This is a genomic window from Embleya sp. NPDC020886 (assembly GCF_044333915.1).
Lineage (GTDB): Bacteria > Actinomycetota > Actinomycetes > Streptomycetales > Streptomycetaceae > Embleya.
This window is the reverse complement of record NZ_JBIRRX010000003.1, coordinates 39,423-58,004: the sequence shown is the minus strand read 5'-3', so window position 1 is coordinate 58,004 and position 18,582 is coordinate 39,423. Positions and strand designations below refer to the sequence as shown.

2 protein-coding genes and 1 pseudogene are annotated in these 18,582 nt (G+C 73.6%); all 3 read right to left on the bottom strand.

What is annotated here, in order from left to right:
• Nucleotides 1-18 precede the first annotated feature (18 nt).
• Nucleotides 19-1,110: an ABC transporter substrate-binding protein gene (locus tag ACH4U8_RS11200; RefSeq protein WP_360320325.1), complete on the bottom strand. Its 1,092-nt coding sequence runs from the start codon at nt 1,108-1,110 to the stop codon at nt 19-21.
• Between the two features lie 6 nt (nt 1,111-1,116).
• Nucleotides 1,117-11,013: an amino acid adenylation domain-containing protein gene (locus ACH4U8_RS11195; RefSeq protein ID WP_395777070.1), complete on the bottom strand. Its 9,897-nt coding sequence runs from the start codon at nt 11,011-11,013 to the stop codon at nt 1,117-1,119.
• A 1,118-nt stretch (nt 11,014-12,131) separates the two neighbouring features.
• Nucleotides 12,132-18,470, bottom strand: a pseudogene (locus ACH4U8_RS11190) (amino acid adenylation domain-containing protein); the annotation flags it as partial.
• Between the last annotated feature and the right edge of the window lie 112 nt (nt 18,471-18,582).

Genomic DNA, 18,582 nt, shown 5'->3' with positions numbered 1-18,582 from the left:
GCAACCGGCAACCTGTGGTCAGCTCTTCGCGGCCTGTGCCGCGGCGTCCACGCGGGGCATGATCTTGTCGACCACGTATTCCACCGCCAGCGGGGTGGGCGCGCGCAGCGCCCAGAAGTCGTTGGAGTCCAGCGGCACGTACGAGCCCCGCTTGACCACGTTCAGCTTCGCGAACTGCGGATTGCCCTCGATCGCCTTGCGCAGCACGTCGTCGCCGTTGTAGTTGCTCAGCAACACGCCCACTTCGAGCACGTCCAGCCGTTCCATGCTCAACTCGGCCGCGAATCCGGCCCCCGGCAGCCCGGCGAGGCTGTCCGGGAAGGTCATCCCGAACCCGGCGAGCAGCTTCACGGACGTGTCGGACCGGTCCTTGAGCACCGCGACCGTGCCCGCGTTCTGCGCGTTGGTCAGCGCGAACGACTTGCCGGTGATCGCCGGATGGCGCTTGGCGACGCCGGCGACCTTGGCCTCCAGATCGGTCACCAGCTTCTCGGCCTCGGTGGACTTGCCCAGCGCCTTGCCCACCTGCCGGGTCACCTGCTGCCAACTGTCCTGCGAGGGACCGGTTTCGAACGCCGTGGTCGGCGCGATCTTGCTGAGCTTCTCGTACTCCTGCTCGACCCAGTAGTCGGTGTTCGCCAGGATCAGATCGGGCTGGAGCGCGAGCACCTTCTCCAGCGGAGCGCCGTTCTCGCCCATCGTGATGATCTGCGGCTTGTCCCCGCCCAGCTTGGGCTTGGCCCACGGAGCCACCCCGTCCGGCGGGGTCGTCTCGACCATGCCGGCCAGCTTGGTCGCGAGCGCGAGCGCGGCGTCCTGATCGCCCTCGCCCAGCGCGACGATGCGCTTGGGCGCCTTCTTGATCGTGGTCGTGCCCAGCTTGTGCGTGATCGTGATCGGGTACGCCGGCGCCGCCGCCCCGCCCGTACCGGGAGAGGCCGGCGCCGAGGCGGGCCCGGTGCCGGTGGAGTCCTTCTTGTCGTCGCCGTCGCCGCAGGCCGCCAGGCCCGACACGAGGGCCGCGACTATCGCGACCGCGGCGATCCGGGAGGGGCCGGAACGGCGGGCGGTGTGCCGGCGGACGAAGGCCGGCGCTGCGAATGTTCGCATGATGGGTCAGTGCCTCTCTCGGTGTGGTGCAGGCAACCTTCGGCGTACGTGCGGGCCCCATTGGGCCACCGCGGCCGAGGTCAGCAGATCGTCGTGCGCGTGGTCGAGGACGTGCTCCTCGACCTCGCCGCGCACATGGGCCGCCCAGGCCCGACGGCCGGTGCGCTCGGTGTTCTCCCGCGCGGCGACACACAACACGTCGCCGCGGAACGCCGGGTAGGGGTCGGCGGGTGCGAGGGGTTCGTACGCGATGCGGGTGCGCAGCAGCGCCGCCACCAACTCCTCGCCCAGCGCGCCGACCAGGTCCGTCCCGGCCGCCGTCGACCGCAACAACTGTGCCCGCGCGGCCTCTTCGCCGAACCCGTCGTCCTGGGCCGGGTCGCCGTCCGCTCGTGGCACCGGCGGCTGAGCGTCGACGAGCACCAGCAGGTCCACCCGCTCGCCCGCACGCTGCAACTCGGTGGCCAGCGCGTACGCGAGTTCGCCGCCGAAGGACCAGCCCAGGAGCCGATAGGGGCCGTGCGGCCGGATCGTGCGGATGCTGCGCAGGTGCTCCGCGACCAGGTCCTCGAACCGGTCCGGCGCGGCGGCGCCGGACAACATCGCGGACTGGAGCCCGTACACCGGGTGATCGGCCGGCACCTGCGCGAGCAGGCTCGTGTAGGGCCAGGCGAAGCCGAAGCCGGCATGCACACAAAACAGCGGCGGGAGTTCGCCGTCGGCCCGCAGCACCGCTACCGGCGCCGTCGGGTCGTGCGCGTCACCGCCGGCGCGCAACCGCTCCGCGAGGTCGGCGACCGTCGGTGCGGTCAACACCATCGCGACCGTGACCGCATCGGGGTCGCGCCCCGGATCGGCGGCCCGGATCGCGCCGACCAGACGCACCGCGAGCAGCGAATGCCCGCCGAGAGTGTAGAAGTTGTCGTCGATGCCCACCCGAGGCAGGTCCAGGACGTCGGCGAAGACCCGACACAGCACCGCCTCGACGGTGTCCCGGGGCCCTCGGTCGGAAACCGACGCGGCGAAGTCCGGCTCGGGCAGCGCGGCCCGATCCAGTTTGCCGTTGACGGTCAGCGGCAGTGCCTCCAGTGGCACGAACGCGCTCGGCACCATGTAGTCCGGCAGCCGAGCCGCCGCCCACGTGCGCAGCGCGTGCGGGGCGGCTCCGCCGACCAGGTAGGCGGTCAACCGGGTCCCGTCCGCGCTCGGCACGACCGCGGACCGCTGCACGTCCGGGTGTGCGTCCAACACGCATTGGATCTCGCCCGGTTCGACGCGGTGGCCGCGGATCTTGACCTGGTCGTCGGTCCGGCCGAGGTAGTCGATGATGCCGTCCGGGCGGCGCCGGGCCAGGTCGCCGGTGCGGTAGAGCCGCGAACCCGGCGGCCCGAACGGGTTCGCCACGAACCGCGCCGCGGTCGACCCGGGACTGTCGAGATAGCCCCGGGCCAGACCGACCCCATTGACATACAACTCGCCGGGCACGCCGACCGGGACCGGTTGCAGGTTGCCGTCCAGGATGTGGGTGGCGGTGTTGAGGATCGGTCGGCCGATCGCGGGCGTCGCGCTGTCCTCGGTGCCGGCACCGAGGGTGTTGATGGTGTATTCGGTCGGCCCGTACAGGTTGTAGCCCAACACGCCCTCGGTATCGCGCAACCGATTCCACACCGCGTCCGACACCGCCTCGCCGCCCAGCAGCACCAGGCACGGTCGATGCCGGCCCTGCGCCGGGTCGCCGTCGAGCAGGCCGAGGTCGAGCAGGTGTTGGGCGTAGGTGGGGGTGACGTTGACGACGTCGATCCGGTGCCGGTCCACATACCGGGTCAGGGCATGCGCGTCACGACGCAACTCCTCGTCGCACACGTGCACTTCGTGACCCTCGACCAGCCACAACAACTCCTCCCACGACATGTCGAACGCGAACGACACGGTGTGCGCCACCCGCAACCGCCGACCCGCCGCCGCCACCACCGGATCGAAGATCTCCCGACGGTGATTCACCTGCATATTGGTCAAGCCCCGATACGGCGTGACCACACCCTTGGGCCGACCCGTCGAACCCGACGTATAGATCACATACGCCGGATGCGCCAACCGCCCCGCGTCCCCCCGCACGAAGTCCGGGCGCTCGGCATCGGAGAGATCCGCACCCGACAACCCCGCCAACTCCGCCCGCACCAAAGCGTCGTCCAGGTCGACGAGGGGTCCGGCCACGCTGTCGTCCCCGGCGGTCAACACGCAGACCGGTCGGGCCTCCTCGACCATCCAGGCGATGCGCTCGTGCGGCAGGTCGCGCTCCAGCGGCAGGTAGGCCGCGCCGGTCTTGAGCACCGCGAACAGCGCCGCCACCATGTCCGCCGTACGCGGCAGCGCCAACCCCACCACCCGCTCGGGACCCGCACCACGAGCACGCAACAACCGCGCGATGCGATTCGACCGCTCGTTCAACTCCCGATACGACCACACCAACGGCGCGACACCCTCCGGATCCTGCACCACCGCCACCACGTCCGGGACCAGCGCCGCACGCTCCTCCAGCAGATCGGCCACCGTGGCGTCGGGGAGCGGCAGTTCGGTCGCGTTCCACTCGCGCACGATGCGCGTGTGCTCCGCCGCCGACAACAGTGCGTAGGCGCCCACCCGGCGGTTCGGATCGTCGGCGATCGCGGCGAGCAGGCGCAACAGCCGCTCGGCGAAGTCCTCGACGGTGGTGTGGTCGAACAGGTCCGCCGCGTATTCGATGCCCAGTTCGACCGCGCCGTCGGGCACGGCCGCCAGATCCGTCTCGCGGAAGACGAAGTCGAGGTCGAACTTGGCGGTGGGCGGAGTGAATCGTTCGCCGACCGGGGTGATGTCGCCGAAGCGGACCTCGCCCACGCCCTGGTTCTGGTAGCCGACCATCACCTGGAACAGCGGGTTTCGGCCGAGTGAGCGGGCCGGGTTCAGTTCCTCCACGAGTCGCTCGAACGGCAGGTCCTGGTGGGCGAACGCGTCCAGGTCGGTGTCCCGCACCCGGGCCAGCAGCTCCGCGAACGTCGGGTTTCCGGTCACGTCCGCGCGGATCACCACGGTGTTGACGAAGAACCCGATCAGTTCGCCCAATGCCTCGTCGTCCCGCCCGGCCACCGGACTGCCGAGCGCGATGTCCTGCCCCGCGCCGAGCCGGTGCAGCAGGGCCGCCACCGCCGCCTGATAGAGCATGAACGCGCTGGCGCCGGCCGCCGAGGCGACCGACCGTATCCGGTTCGCGAGTTCGGCGGGGATCAGCCGTTCGACGGTGCCGCCGCGGTAGCCGGCCACCGTGGGACGCGGGCGGTCGGTGGGCAGCGCCAGTTCCTCCGGCAGCTCGGCTAGGGCCGACGTCCAGTAGGCGAGTTGGCGGGCGTACCGGCCGCTGGGATCGGTCGGATCGCCGAGCAGATCGTGTTGCCACAGGGTGTAGTCGGCGTACTGGAGCGGCAGCGGCTCCCAGGCGGGCGCTCGTCCCGCGGCGCGTGCGGTGTAGGCGGCGGCGAGGTCCCGCGCGAACGGGCGGATGGACCACTCGTCGATCGCGATGTGGTGGAACACCGCGAGCAGCACGTGTTCGTCCGGGCCGACCCGGAAGACCGTGATGCGCAGGGGCAGTTCGGTACCCAGATCGAACGGACGGCGGGTGGCTGCCGCGACGAGCGCGGCCAGGGTGCCCGCCTCCGCTTCGGCGGCGGGCGTGGCTGCGTCGAGGTCGACGAACTCGACCGCGAGTCGGGCCACTTCCGGCGCCAGGATGTGTTGGTAGACATCGGTGTCGCCGTTTCCGGCCGGCTCCCGGGCCGCCACACAGAGCGTGCGCAAGGTCTCGTGCCGGTTGGCCACGTCCTGTACGGCCGCCTGCAACGCCTGCCGATCCAGGCTGCCGTGCAGCCGGACCGCGATCGGTTCGTGGTAGGCCGCGCTCGCCGTCTCGAATTGGCCGAGCAGCCACAGCCGTCGCTGGGCGAACGACAGCGGCACCCGATCGGGACGCTCCCGGCGGGTGACGGGCGGGCGCAGTGGCTCGGCGGCGGACGCGTCCGCTGTGGTGCGCTCGGCGAGCAACCCGGCCAGCGTGGCGATGGTGGGGGCGGTGAAGACGTCGCGGATGGCGATCTCGACGCCGAGCGTGCCCCGGGCCTTGGCGGCGAGTCGGGCGGCGAGCAGGGAGTGGCCGCCGAGGTCGAAGAAGTTGTCCTCGGCACCGATCTCGGCGACGCCGAGGACCTCGGCGAACAGGGCGCTCAGCGCGAGTTCGGCGGCGCCGGACGGCGGGCGGGTACCGGAGCGGCCGACAACGGCGTCCGGTGCGGGCAGTGCGCGACGGTCGAGCTTGCCGTTGACGGTGAGCGGGAGCCGGTCCAGCGGCACGAATCCGGCGGGCACCATGTACTCGGGCAGCCGTTCGCGCAGGTGGGCGCGCAGTCGCGGGACCAGGCCGGCCGCCTCGCGCGCGGCGGCCGGGTGGTTGGCGTGGCCGGACCCGTCGGCACGGCCGGCACCGGTGGGCAGGTAGGTACCCACGACGCCGTGCGCGGTCGCGTCACCGGCCGTGAACACGACGTCGAAGCTGCCGGAGCCGCTCGCCGACCAGGTCACGGCCACGGTGTAGCCGAGTTCGGCCCCGAGCGCGTACCACGTCTCGGGTTCGGCCGCCGCGTCGCCGGCCCGCTCGGCCTCGGTGTGCGCCCGGCGGGCCTGGTCGACGGTGCCGCCGTTGGCCAGCACACGCTCGGCGGCGAGTTCGCCGGCGAGGCGGGCGTTGGGCACGGCACGCACCCGCAGCACCTCGGGGCGGTCCTCGGTCAGCCGGCGAACCACCGGCTCGGTGCCGGTGCCGGCGTTCCACGACAGGCTCGGGGCGTCGGCGAGCGAGGGGACGTCGGCGCCGCCGGTGCGACGCAGCACGGCGTCGTAGCGGTGCCGGGTCAGTTCGTTGTGCAGGTGCCCGCGTTTGATCCGCAGGTCGACGCCGGCGAGGTCGGGCAGCAGGTCGGCCAGACCGGCGAAGTAGTCCGGGTCGACCAGGAGTTCCTTCTCCAGCAGGACGGCGCGCTCGATCGCGGCGCGGACGGTGGCGTCGTCGGCGTCCGGGCTCGCCTGGCCGAGCCGGATCGCGCTGTGGAAGGTGCGGGCGAGTCGCAAATTGCGGATGTCGCCGACGAAGACCGCGCCGCCGGGGCGGACCAGGTCCAGGGCCCGGCGCAGCACGTCGGTGAGGTAGTCCAGGCTCGGGAAGTACTGGGCGACCGAGTTGATCACCGCCGTGTCGAAGAACCCTGTGGGCAGGTCGTCGAGTTCGTGCGCGGCGGCGGTGCGCAGTTCGACCTTGGCGGCGAGTTCGGGGGCGCGGGTCAGGTCCGCGCGCAGCTTGTCGACGACCGGCGCGGCGAAGTCGGTGGCCCAGTAGCTCTCGCTCGCGGGCGCGAGTTCGCCCAGGAGCAGCCCGGTACCGACGCCGATCTCCAGGATGCGGGAAGGGTGCAGCTCGGTGATGCGGCGCACGGTCTCGGCGCGCCATTCGCGCATGTGCGCAAGCGGGATCGGGGCGCCGTCGTAGCTGCTGTCCCAGCCGGCGAAGTCCTCGGTGAACACGGCCGTGTCGATGGCGGTGTATTCGTCGGCGTAGATCTGCCGCCATTCGTCGAGGTGTTCGGCATCTGCGTGGCCGTCGGTGCCGGCCGCGGTCTCGGGGACGAGGTAGGCGGTGAGCTGTACCGCGCCGTCCGGGCCGGTCGTGGGCACGACGGCGCTGCGTGCCACCTCCGGGTGTGCGTCCAACACGCTCTGGATCTCGGCCGGTTCGACGCGGTGGCCGCGGATCTTGACCTGGTCGTCGGTCCGGCCGAGGTAGTCGATGATGCCGTCCGGGCGGCGCCGGGCCAGGTCGCCGGTGCGATAGAGCCGCGAACCGGGTGGTCCGAACGGGTTGGCCACGAACCGGGCCGCGGTCGACCCGGGGCTGTTCAGATAGCCGCGGGCCAGACCGACGCCGGTGATGTACAACTCGCCGGGCACGCCGACCGGGACCGGTTGCAGGTTGCCGTCCAGGATGTGGGTGGCGGTGTTGAGGATCGGTCGGCCGATCGCGGGCGTCGCGCTGTCCTCGGTGCCGGCACCGAGGGTGTTGATGGTGTATTCGGTCGGCCCGTACAGGTTGTAGCCCAACACGCCGTCGGTGTCGCGCAGCGCGGCCCAGACGCCGTCCGAGACCGCCTCGCCGCCGAGCAGCACCAGGGCGGGTCGGTGGCGGCCGGCCGCGGGGTCGAAGTCGAGGAGTCCTTCCTCCAGGAGGTGTTGGGCGTAGGTGGGGGTGACGTTGACGACGTCGATCCGGTGCCGGTCCACATACCGGGTCAAGGCATGGGCGTCACGACGCAACTCCTCGTCGCACACGTGCACTTCGTGACCCTCGACCAGCCACAACAACTCCTCCCACGACATGTCGAACGCGAACGACACGGTGTGCGCCACCCGCAACCGCCGACCCGCCGCCGCCACCACCGGATCGAAGATCTCCCGACGGTGATTCACCTGCATGTTCGTCAAGCCCCGATACGGCGTGACCACGCCCTTGGGCCGACCCGTCGAACCGGATGTATAGATCACATAGGCCGGATGCGCCAACCGCCGGGCGTCGTCGCGGGCGAAGTCCGGGCGCTCGGCATCGGACAGGTCCGTACCCGACAACCCCGCCAACTCCGCTCGCACCGAGGCGTCGTCGAGGTCCACGGTGTTCTCGCCGACGGTGTCGCCGGCGGTCAACACGCAGACCGGTGCGGTGTCGGCGAGCATCCACGCGGTGCGTTCGGTGGGCAGGTCGCGTTCGATGGGCAGGTAGGCCGCGCCGGTCTTGAGCACCGCGAACAGCGCCGCCACCATGTCGGCCGTACGCGGCAGCGCCAACCCCACCACCCGCTCGGGACCCGCACCCCGAGCACGCAACAACCGCGCGATGCGATTCGACCGCTCGTTCAACTCCCGATACGACCACACCAACGGCGCGACACCCTCCGGATCCTGCACCACCGCCACCGCATCCGGGACCAGCGCCGCACGCTCCTCCAGCAGATCGGCCACGGTCAGTTCGGGTACCGGGTGGGTGGTGTCGTTCCAGCCGGCGACCAGCCGGCTGCGTTCGGCGGGGGCGAGTACGTCGATCCGGGCGCAGCCGCGCGTCGGGTCGTCGGCGAAGGCTTCCAGGATCCGCAGGTAGCGTTCGGTGAGCACTTCGACGTCGGCGCGGGTGAAGGCGTCGTCGTGGTACATCGCCCGCAGGCGGGTCACCTCGCCCGGGGTGATCACCACCGACACCGGATAGTGGGTGGCGTCGCGGACCGCGTGGCCCAGCACGCGCAGTGCCCCGTCGGGGCCGAACCCGCGGTTCTTGTCCGGCAGCGGCAGGTTCTGGAAGACGAAGAAGGTGTCGAAGAGCGGGCCCGCGCCCACCATGGCCTGGAGTTCGCTCAGGCCCAGGTACGGATGGTCGTGCAGGTCCGCCTTGTCGTCCTGGGTGCGCCGCCACAGCTCGGCGATCGACTCGTGGGGCGCCGAACGCACGCGTACCGGGACGGTGTTGAACAGCACGCCGACGGTGGTGTCGATGCCTTCGACGTCCGGATGCCGGCCGGAGACGAGGGCGCCGAAGACGGTGTCGTCGCGTCCGGTGAGCCGGCCCAGCAGCAGGCCCCAGGCGCTTTCGTAGAGCGTGCCGACGGTGACCCCGGCCGCACGGGCGCGGGCGGCCAGGCGGCCGGCCAGGGCGGCGGGCACCTCGCGGTGGATCTCTCCGGCCGAGTCCGGGGTGGCGTCGTCGCCGGGCGGGCGTGGGCCGGCCAGGAGTGTGGGTTCCGTGACGTCGCCCAGATAGGCGTGCCACGCGGCGCGGGCCGCGTCGTGATCGCGGGTGCCCAACCAGCGCAGGAAGACCCGGAAGGGGGTGGCGGGCCGCGCGTCCTCGGCTGCGGCGTCGGTGTAGAACTCCAGGAGCGAGGTCAGCGCGAGGCCGCCGGACCAGCCGTCGAGCAGGGCCACCTGTGAAGTGAGCAGGAGCCGGTGGCCGGTGGCGGAGGTACGGGCCAGGGCGAAGCGGATCAGCGGTGGGCGAGCGGGGTCGAACGGGATCTCGCGCCGGCGGTCGGCGAACGCCTCGAACGCGGCCTCGACGTCGACGGGTCCGTCACCGGGTCCGGCCGCGGCATCGGCTGCGGTGAGGTCGATGTGGGTGAACGGCACGGTGAACCGTCGGGGCACCACCTGCACGGGTCCGTCCTCGGTGCCGACGAAGCCGGCCCGCAGGTTCGGGTACTTCTCCAGGACCCGGCGAGCCGCGTCCGCGAGCCGCTCGACGTCCACCGGGCCGTCCAGGAACAACACGGCCTGCTGTACGTAGATGTCGCGGGCCGCGCCGTCGAGCATGAGGTGGAAGAGCAGCCCCTCCTGCAACGGGGACAGCGGCAGCACCTCGGCAACGCCCGCGCCGCCGAGCGCGCGATCGAGCGCGGCCTCGTCGACCCGGCCGCCCTCCGCGTTCCCGGCCGGGCCCGCGTCGGGCAGGGCCGGGAGCAGGGCCGCGCGCCAGGACCGGAGCAGGGCCGCGACGTCGAGTTCGGGCAGCGTCTTGGGGTCGGCGACCACCCGCAGCGCGATGCGTCGGCCCGCGCCGGAGGGCGAGTGGTCGACCCACAGGTCCAGGCGCAGCGGATAGCGCGAGAGCGAGTGCCCGTCGCTGTCCCGGTCGTGGGCGAGCAGGGGTTCGTCACCCAGGTCGGTGTGCCCGTAGGCCAGCAGCACGCCGGCCTCGGGTGCATCGGCGAGCGCACCGGCGATCTGCTCGACCAGATGCAGCGCCATGCCGAAGTCGGCCGCGCCGCGCGGGTCGGCGGGCAGCGCGTCGGCGGCCGATACACCGGCATCGCCGAATCCGGGTTCCAGCAGCGCGGGGAAGACCCGTCGCAGGTCGCCGACGGTGTGCGCGAATCGATCGCCGTGCCGGTCCCGGTCGTCCTCGGCGATGTCGAGGAACAGCGGTCCGGCGGCCGACTCGCCCAGCACCTTCGCCACGGTCGCCGCGAGGATCGCCCGCAGTGGCGTGCCCGGGGTCAACGCGGCCGTCCCCGGCGGGAGTTCGAGGACGTCGGCGACGACGGCGGGGGGTGTGTCGGCGATCCCGGGTTCGTTCGTGTCCCACGGCGCGGGTGTCTCCAGCTCGTCCACCCGGTCCATCAGGGTGAACCAGCGGATGGCGCGGTCGAGCAGGTCCGGGTCGGCGGCGTCCCGGGCGACGGCGGCGGCGTAGTCCGCGGGCGTCGCGGGCTCGGGCCCCAGCGGTTCGCCGCGCAGTCCGGCGCGCAGTTCCTCGGCGAGGATGCGCCACGACGTCCCGTCGAGCAGGCCGCCGGGCACCGCGACGACCAGCAGCCCCGGCCGGGTGGGGCCGCGATCCACCCACGCGGTCGCGGGAGTCGCGTCCACGCGGGCCACCCGGGCGGTGGAGCGCCGGGCGTCCGCGCCGACGCTGAAGGTGCCGCACCACGCCGTGGGCTGCTCGGTGCGCAGGCGTTGGTGGCGGGCCAGCACCGCGGTCGCCCGCAGATGTGCGGTCTCGGCGGTGAGTTCGGGCGGGGCGATCAGCGCGCGCACCGTGGGCGGGGCGTGCTCGAACGCCTCGCGCCGCCACAGCGCCACGGGGGTGTGCACCGGGTGGTCGTTCGAAGGTTTGAGGTCGCTCACGTCGTCCGCCCCGAGTTCGTGTTCGCTGTCGTCGTCGTGGTGCCGGTGGTGATCGTGGCGCCCGGGATGCGCGCGGCCGTCTCCGCGGCCCAGGCCGCGAGCAGGCGGCGGGCGTCGTCCGCGTCGACGCTCGGCCCGGCGCACAGCGTGAGCCGGCATCGGGTGCCGTCCTCGCCCGCCGCCACGGCGATCGCCGCGTCCAGGGGCCAGCGCGTACTCACCGCCGACGGCATGTCGTCGGCCCACCCTCGGGCGGGCGCGTCCCGCAGCACGATCTCCGCGCGGGCGCCCCGGCCCAGCACCCGTGCGCCGGACCGGCTCGCGTAGCGCACCCGGGTGTAGCCGGCCCCGCGCAGGTCGGCGGCGCGCGGTTCCGGCGCGGGGCCGCCCCGGGTGACGGTGAGGGGGTAGACGTAGGCGAACGAGCCGACCGGGGGCGCCGATTCGGGCGCTCGGCGGCGGAACGGATCCACGAGCCGGTCGATCAGCAACTTCTCCACGTCGGGGGTGCGTGCCTGTAGGGCGCTCAGGAACGCCGCGCAGGCGGCGGCCCGGACGGCTTCGTCCGGGTCGGCTCCGCCGGCGCGGGAGACGACGGCCGCCAGGAACAGGGGGCGGCCCGAAGCCGTGCCCTGTACGGCGGGTGCCGGTGCCGCGTCGCGCAGTTCCTCGGCCCAGGTGCTCTCGTCCGCGTCGGCGCGCTCCACCTCGTCCGGGTCCGCGTCGAGCGGCCCGGCCGTGGGCGGCGACGGTGTCCCCGGCGGCTCCTCCGCCAACACGGCGGCCAGTTCGTCCGCGACCCGTTCGACCGCCGCCGCGTCGAGCGCGAGCGCGTGCGCGACCACGAACAGGCGCTCCGGCGTCAGGGTCACCGCCAGCGTCGGTCCGCGCGTCACATCCAACTCGGCGGCCATCCGGCCCGGTTCCCCCGCGGGGTCCGCCGTCGTGCTCGCGACGACGCGCACGGTGGGGTCCGCCTCGGCGACCGAGGTGGTGCGCCACAGCCGTTTGCCGACCGTTTCGATCCGCAGCCGCAAGGCCGGGTATCGACCGACGAGTTCGGTCACTGCCCCGGTCGGGAACTCGTCTCGGCCGGCCGCGATCGGGCGCACGGCGCACACGTGGTGGCCGTTCGGCCCGGTCCCGCCGTCGCGGAACACGTGCGACAGCGGCGGATCGGCGAGCGGCACCGGCGCGGCCGGCACCGATGCGGGCGGGGCCGGTGCGGCCGACACCGCCGCCTTCGGGTCCTCGCGTCGGGCGACCCGGGCGAGCGCGGCGGCGCTCTGGTGTCGGAAGACGTCCTTGACCGTGAACCGCAGCCCGATCGACCGGGCCCTGGTCGCCACGAGGGTCGCGCCGATGCTGTCGCCGCCCAGTGCGAAGAACCCGTCCCGCGAGCCGACCCGGTCCACCCGCAACACCTCGGCGAAGATCCGGGCCAGTTCGGCCTGCGCTCCGTCGCTCGGCACGGTGTCCGGAGTGCTCGGCGCGACCACCGGATCGGGCAGCGCCGCCCGATCGAGCTTGCCGTTGGGCATCAGCGGAAGCGCGGACAGCACCACGATCGCGGCCGGGACCAGGTGTTCCGGCAGGTGCTCGGCCAGTTCGGCGCGCAGCGCCTCGGGGTCCACGTCGGCCGCCGCGGCGGGCACCACGTGGGCGACCAGGATCGGCGCGCCGGTCGGCCCGGGTCGGGCGCCGACGACGGCGGTCGCGAGGTCGGTCCGACGGCTCAGGTGCGCTTCGATCTCGCCGAACTCGACGCGCACCCCGCGCAGTTTGACCTGCCGGTCGGTGCGGCCCAGATAGACCAGGACGCCGTCGGCGCGCCGGCGCACCAGGTCGCCGGTGCGATACATCCGAGTGCCGGCGGGGCCGTAGGGGTCGGCGACGAAACGTTCGGCGGTCTGTCCGGGCCGATGCAGGTATCCGTCGGCGAGTTGGGCGCCGGTCAGATACAGCTCGCCGGGCAGGCCGATCGGCGTGGGGCGCAGTCGGGCGTCCAGGACCAGGGCACCGGTGTTCCACACCGGGCGGCCGATCGGTACCGCGTCCGTGTCCGAGCCGGCGCCCGGTGCGGCCGGATTCCACGCGGTTGCGGTGATGGTGGCCTCGGTGGGCCCGTACGTGTTGTGCGGCATCAGGCCGAGTACTCGGGCGCTGCGCGCCGCGGTGGCCGGCGGCAACACCTCGCCGCCGCACAGGAGCAGCCGCAACGATGGGGGGCGGGGCGCGGATCCGGCCTCGACGGTGTCGAGTACCGCGTCCAGCATCGGCGGCACGAAGTGCGCCGCGGTGACCGCGTGGGTGGCCAGGAGCGCGGCCAGGTGCGCGGGGTCGCGGTGCCCCTCGGCGGCGGCCAACACGACGGCGGCGCCCTCGCCCAGTGGCCAGAACAGCTCCCACAGCGACACGTCGAACCCGATCGGTGCCTTGTGCAGCACCCGGTCGGCGGGGCCGAGCCGGTACTCGCCCTGGACCCAGGCCAGTTGGTTCGCCAACGCGCCGTGCGAGACGAGCACGCCCTTGGGCCGGCCGGTCGAGCCGGAGGTGTAGAGCACGTACGCGGGCTGCGCGGCGAGCGGCGGTGCGACGACCGGGGCGGCGGCGTCCGTGTCGTCGTCGATCACCATCACCGGCCGCCCCCAGGACGGTTCCGCGTGCCCGGCATCGGTGAGCACCAGCGTGGGTCGGGCGTCGGAGAGCGTCTCGGCCAGGCGGGCGGGTGGGTCCTCGGGGTCGAGCGCCAGGTAGGCCGCGCCGCTCGCGAGCACCGCGTGCAGCGCGACCACCAGGTCGGGCGAGCGCGGCAGCGCCACGGCGACCAGGGCCCCGGGTCCGGCGCCGGCGTCGACCAGCCGTCGGGCGCTCGCCCGGATCCGGGCGGCCAGCCGTTCGTACGTGGTCACCGTGCCGTCGGTGGCGATCACGGCGGGGGCGAGCGGGGTGCGGCGGGCCTGGGCACGGAAACGCTCGACCACGGTGTCGGCGGGCACCTGGTGTGCGGTGGCGTTGAACTCGTGCACGAGCAGTCGGCGTTCGGCGTCGGCGAGCAGGTCCAGGCTGCTCAGGCGCGCGTGCGGGTCGGCGAGCACCTGCGCGAGCAGCCGGTGCAGCCGCTCCAGCAGTGCGACGACGGTGGCGTGTTCGAACAGGTCGCACGCGTAGCCGGCGTGCACCCGGATGCCGTCGCCGGCCGTCTCCACGAAGCGCAGGTCGAGGTCGAACATCGCCGCGCCCGTGCTCGGGGCGAACGGTTCGGCGTGGGTTCCGGGCAGGGCGAGGTCGATCTCCTCGGCGCGGTGGTGGGTGAGGGTGGCCTGGATCAGCGGGTGCCGGGACAGGGTGCGGGTGGGCCGGAGTCGGTCCACGACCCAGTCGAAGGGCACGTCGGCGTGCGCGAAGGCGGCCAGGTCGCCGGTTCGGGTGCGGTCGAGGAGTTCGACGAAGGTGGGGTCGCCGCCGACCCCGGTGCGCAGCACGACGGTGTTGACGAACAGCCCCACCACGGCGTCGAGATCCTCGTCGGTGCGGCCCGTGACCGGTGCGCCCAGGAGGATGTCCTCGCCCGCCCCGAGGTGGTGCAGGACGGCGACGACGGCCGCGTGCAGCGTGGTGAACACGCTTGCGCCGGTGCTGCGCGCGAGGTCGCGCAGAGCGTCGGCGAGGTCGGCGGGCAGGGTGTGTTCGGCGCTCTCGCCCCGGTGGCTGCGTTCGCTCGGTCGCGAGCGGTCGGCGGGCAGCGCCAGTTCCTCCGGCGCGTCGCGCAACGTGGCGGACCAGTATTCGAGTTGACGCCTGGTCAGGTCGGTGGGCGTGTCCCGTCCGCCCAGGATCGTGCGCTGCCAGGCCGCGTACGCGCCGTGTCCGGCGACCGGTTCGGGACGCGGCGGCGGCGCCGTTCCGGCGGTGCGCGCGGTGTAGGCGGCGGACAGGTCGGCCAGCAGCGGTCCGAACGACCAGCGGTCGGCGGCACTGTGGTGCAGCACCAGGATCAGGACGCTCTCCCCGTCGGGGGCGCCGACGAACAGCGCGGCCCGCAGCGGCGGATCGACGCCGACGTCGAACGGCCGCGCCGCGAGCGCGGCCACCTCGGCGTCGACCTGTTCGGGCGACCGGGTGTGTGCCGGCACTACGGCGCACTGCAGCCGGACCTGCGCGGCCTCGGGCGTGAGCACCTCGCGCCGGGGTGCGCCGTCGGCGCCGGGTACCAGGAGGGTGCGCAGGCTCTCGTGCCGCGCGACCACGTCGTGCACCGCCGCGCGGATCGCCTCCGGCGCCACCCGGCCGCGCAGCCGCAGGCCCAGCGGCAGGTTGTAGGCCGCGGACGGCCCGCGCACCTGTTCCTCGAACCACAGGCCGACCTGGGCGAACGACGCGGGTGCCGGCCGCGGTACGGCGATCTCGCGTACTCGCGGGCGCACCGGCTCGGCCGTGTCCACCAGTCGGGCCAGGGCCGCGGGGGTGGGCGCGTGGAAGACGTCGGGCACGGCGATGTCGACCGCGAAGGTCAGGCGCAGCCGATTCGCCAGCCGGGCCGCGAGCAGCGAGTGCCCGCCGAGCGCGAAGAAGTCCTGGTCCGGGCCGACGTGTTCCGGTGCCAGGTCGAGGAATTCGGCGAAGATCGTGCACAGGGCGCGTTCGCGTTCGTCGGCCGGCGCGCGGGTGGGCGCGGCGATCGCCTGCGGGACCGGCAGCGCGTTGCGGTCGAGCTTGCCGTTGGGGTTGAGCGGAAACGCGTCCAGGAGCACGTACGCGTCGGGCCGCAGCGGGCCGGGCAGGGTACGGGCCAGGTCGGCGCGCACCGCGTCGACGTCGACGCGGGCGCCCGGGGTGGGCACCAGGTAGGCACACAGGGCGGTGCCGGAGCGGTAGGCCGTCACCAGCGCCCGGGCGATGCCCTCGTGGCGCAGCAGGTGGTGCTCGATCTCGCCGGGTTCGATCCGCACGCCCCGGATCTTGAGCTGGTGGTCGGCCCGGCCCACGAACTCCAGTTCGCCGTTCGCGCGCCGTCGCACCAGGTCGCCGGTGCGGTAGAGCCGGCTGCCCGGCGGCCCGTAGGGGTCGGCGACGAATCGTTCGGCGGTGGCACCGGGGCGGCCGAGGTAGCCGCGGGCGAGGCCGTCGCCGGCGAGGTAGAGCTCGCCCGGGACGCCGATGGGCACCCTACGCAGCGCGGTGTCCAGGACGTGGGCCCGGGTGCGGGCGATCGGCCGGCCGATCGGCACGGTGGACGACCCGCCGCCGGCGCCGGCCCGGTGGAGGTGGGCGAGGCTGTCGCCGGCGGCTTCGGAGCAGCCGTACAGGTTGACCACGGTGGCGTGCGGCAGTCGGGTGGTGACCGCGTCGGCCAGGGCCGTGGGCAGGGTTTCGCCGGAGCAGATCCAGGTGTGCACGCCGTCCAGCGCGCCGGGCGGGGCGGTGTCGAGGAGGGTCGCCAGCAGGCTGGGGACGACGGTGAGTACGCCGGCGCGGCTGCGTTCGGCCAGCTCGGTCAGGCGCAGCGCGTCGCGGGCGGTGGTGTCGTCGGCCAGGACGAGGGTGTCGCCGGCGACGAGGGCGCCCAGGAGTTCGGTGCTGCCGTCGATGAAGGCGAGCGCGCTCTTGGCCAGGCGCACGCCCGGACCGGGCTCGGCCGGCAGTGCGGTGCGGCCCCAGCGCAGTCGGTTGACCAGGGCGCGTTGGGTGCCGACGACGGCCTTGGGGCGGCCGGTGGAGCCGGAGGTGAAGACGACGTAGGCGGGGGTGAGCGGGTGGATCGGCGGGTGGGCCGGGTCGGCGGCGGTGGTGGCCGGGAGGTCGTCGAGGCGCAGCACGCGGGCGATCTCGCCGGGTGGGGTGTAGTCGGCGTCGCAGACGAGCAGGTCGGGTGCGGCGTCGGCGAGCATCGCGGCGACCCGCTCGGGCGGGTGGGTGCGATCCAGGGGCAGGTAGGCGGCGCCGATGCGCAGGATCGCGAGCAGGGTCGCGACCAGGTCGGCGGTGCGCGGCAGGGCCAGGGCGACGACGGGTTCGGTACGGGTGCCGACGGTGCGGGTGCCGACGGTGCGCAGGGCGACGGTGAGGCCGGCGGCGATCCGATCGGCGCGGGCGTCCAGGTCGGCGTAGGTCCAGGCGGTGTCGCCGGCGTGGACGGCGAGGGCGTGCGGGTGCTCGCGGACGACGGCCCGGACGAGTTCGGCGACGCCCCCGGCGGGGAAGTCCTCGGCGTCGTCGTCGGGTTGTCCGGGTATCTCGGCCGGCGGGAGCATGTCGAGCAGGGCCAGCGGTGCGTCCGGCCGGTCCAGTGCGGCGCCGAGCAGGCGTTCCAGGTGCCCGAGCAGGCGCTCGATCGTGTCGGGCGCGAACAGGGGGGTGCGGTAGGTGGCCTCCACGAGCAGCTCGTCGTCCCGGAGGAAGCCCTCCAGGGCGAGGTCGAACTGGGTGGTGCCGTTGTGCACATGGCGCCAGGAGGTTTCCAGGCCGGGCAGATCGAGGTCGCCGAGTTCGCGGGTGAGCAGGCCGAACATCACGTCGAACAGCGGTGGTCGGCCGGGTCGGCGGGGCGGGCGGACCTCGTCCAGGACCCGGTCGAAGGGCACGTTCCCGTGCTCGAACGCGTCGGTGCACACGTCGCCGAGCCGCGCGGTGGCCTGACGGAAGGTCAATGGTCGGGCGTCGTCGGCGAGATCGGCGCGCAGCACGACGGTGTTGCCGAAGTTGCCGATCAGGTCGGCGGCGTGCGGGTCGGCGCGGTCCATCACGAGCGTGCCGATCGGCAGGTCGGCGGCTCCGGTGTGGCGCCGGAGCACGGCCGCGAACGCGGTGAGCACGACGGTGAACGTGGTGACGCCGCAGTCGGCGGCGAACTCGCGGATGCGGGCCGGCAGTTCCTGGGCCATGCGGTGCACGTGCCGGCCGCCGCGCTCGTCGGACGCCGCCGTTCTGGGGCCGTCGGCGGGCAGGTCGGGCGGGATCGGCGGCGGGGTCAGGCGGGCCCGCCAGAACTTGGCACCCGCCTCGTCGACCGGCCGGGTGTGCGCCCACGCGGCGAGGTCGGCGTACTGTACGCCCGGCGCGGTCGCGGTGAACGCGCCGTCCGGCCCGGCCGCGCGCCGGTAGAACGCGGCGAGGTCGCGCGCGAGCACGCCCCACGTGCCGCCGTCCCAGGCGATGTGGTGCACGACCTGGACGAGTGCGTGGTCCGCGGGCCCCAGGGCGAGCAGTTCGTAGCGCACGGAGCGTTCGCGGGCCAGGTCGAACGGGCGGGCCGCCAGGCGCCGCGCGATCCGCTCGGCCTCGGCGTCGCGCGCGTCGACCGGCAGGTGGGTCAGGTCGCGGACCGACAGCGGGTTCTCCGGCGGGTCGGCGATCGTCTGGTACGGCACGCCGGCCTCGTCGGCGTGGTACGTGGTGCGCAGGACCTCGTGGACGCGCAGCAGTTCGCGCGTGGCCACACGCAGCGCGGCGACGTCGAGCGGGCCGCGAAGGCGGATGAGCAGACAGCCGTTGTAGGACGTGCTGTCGGGGTCGGCCTGTTGGTGCAGCCACAGGCTGTGCTGCACGGCGGACAACGGTGCGGGTGCGCTCCGGTCGCGGGGGCGGACGCCGTCGGTGGGGGTGTCCGGTTGCATGCCGGCTTCGGCCAGCAGCCGCCGGATCAGTTCGCGGCGGCGTTCGTCGGCCGGGTTCGCACTCGTCAAGGCGTGGCCCCTTCGGCGCCGGCTCCGCGGAGCGGCGAACGGT

Bases quoted from the DNA above. Each gene is read 5' to 3' on its own strand.
- ACH4U8_RS11200 (WP_360320325.1), bottom strand. From the start codon at position 1,110: ATGCGAACATTCGCAGCGCCGGCCTTCGTCCGCCGGCACACCGCCCGC.
- ACH4U8_RS11195 (WP_395777070.1), bottom strand. From the start codon at position 11,013: ATGCCGGCTCACGCTGTGCGCCGGGCCGAGCGTCGACGCGGACGACGC.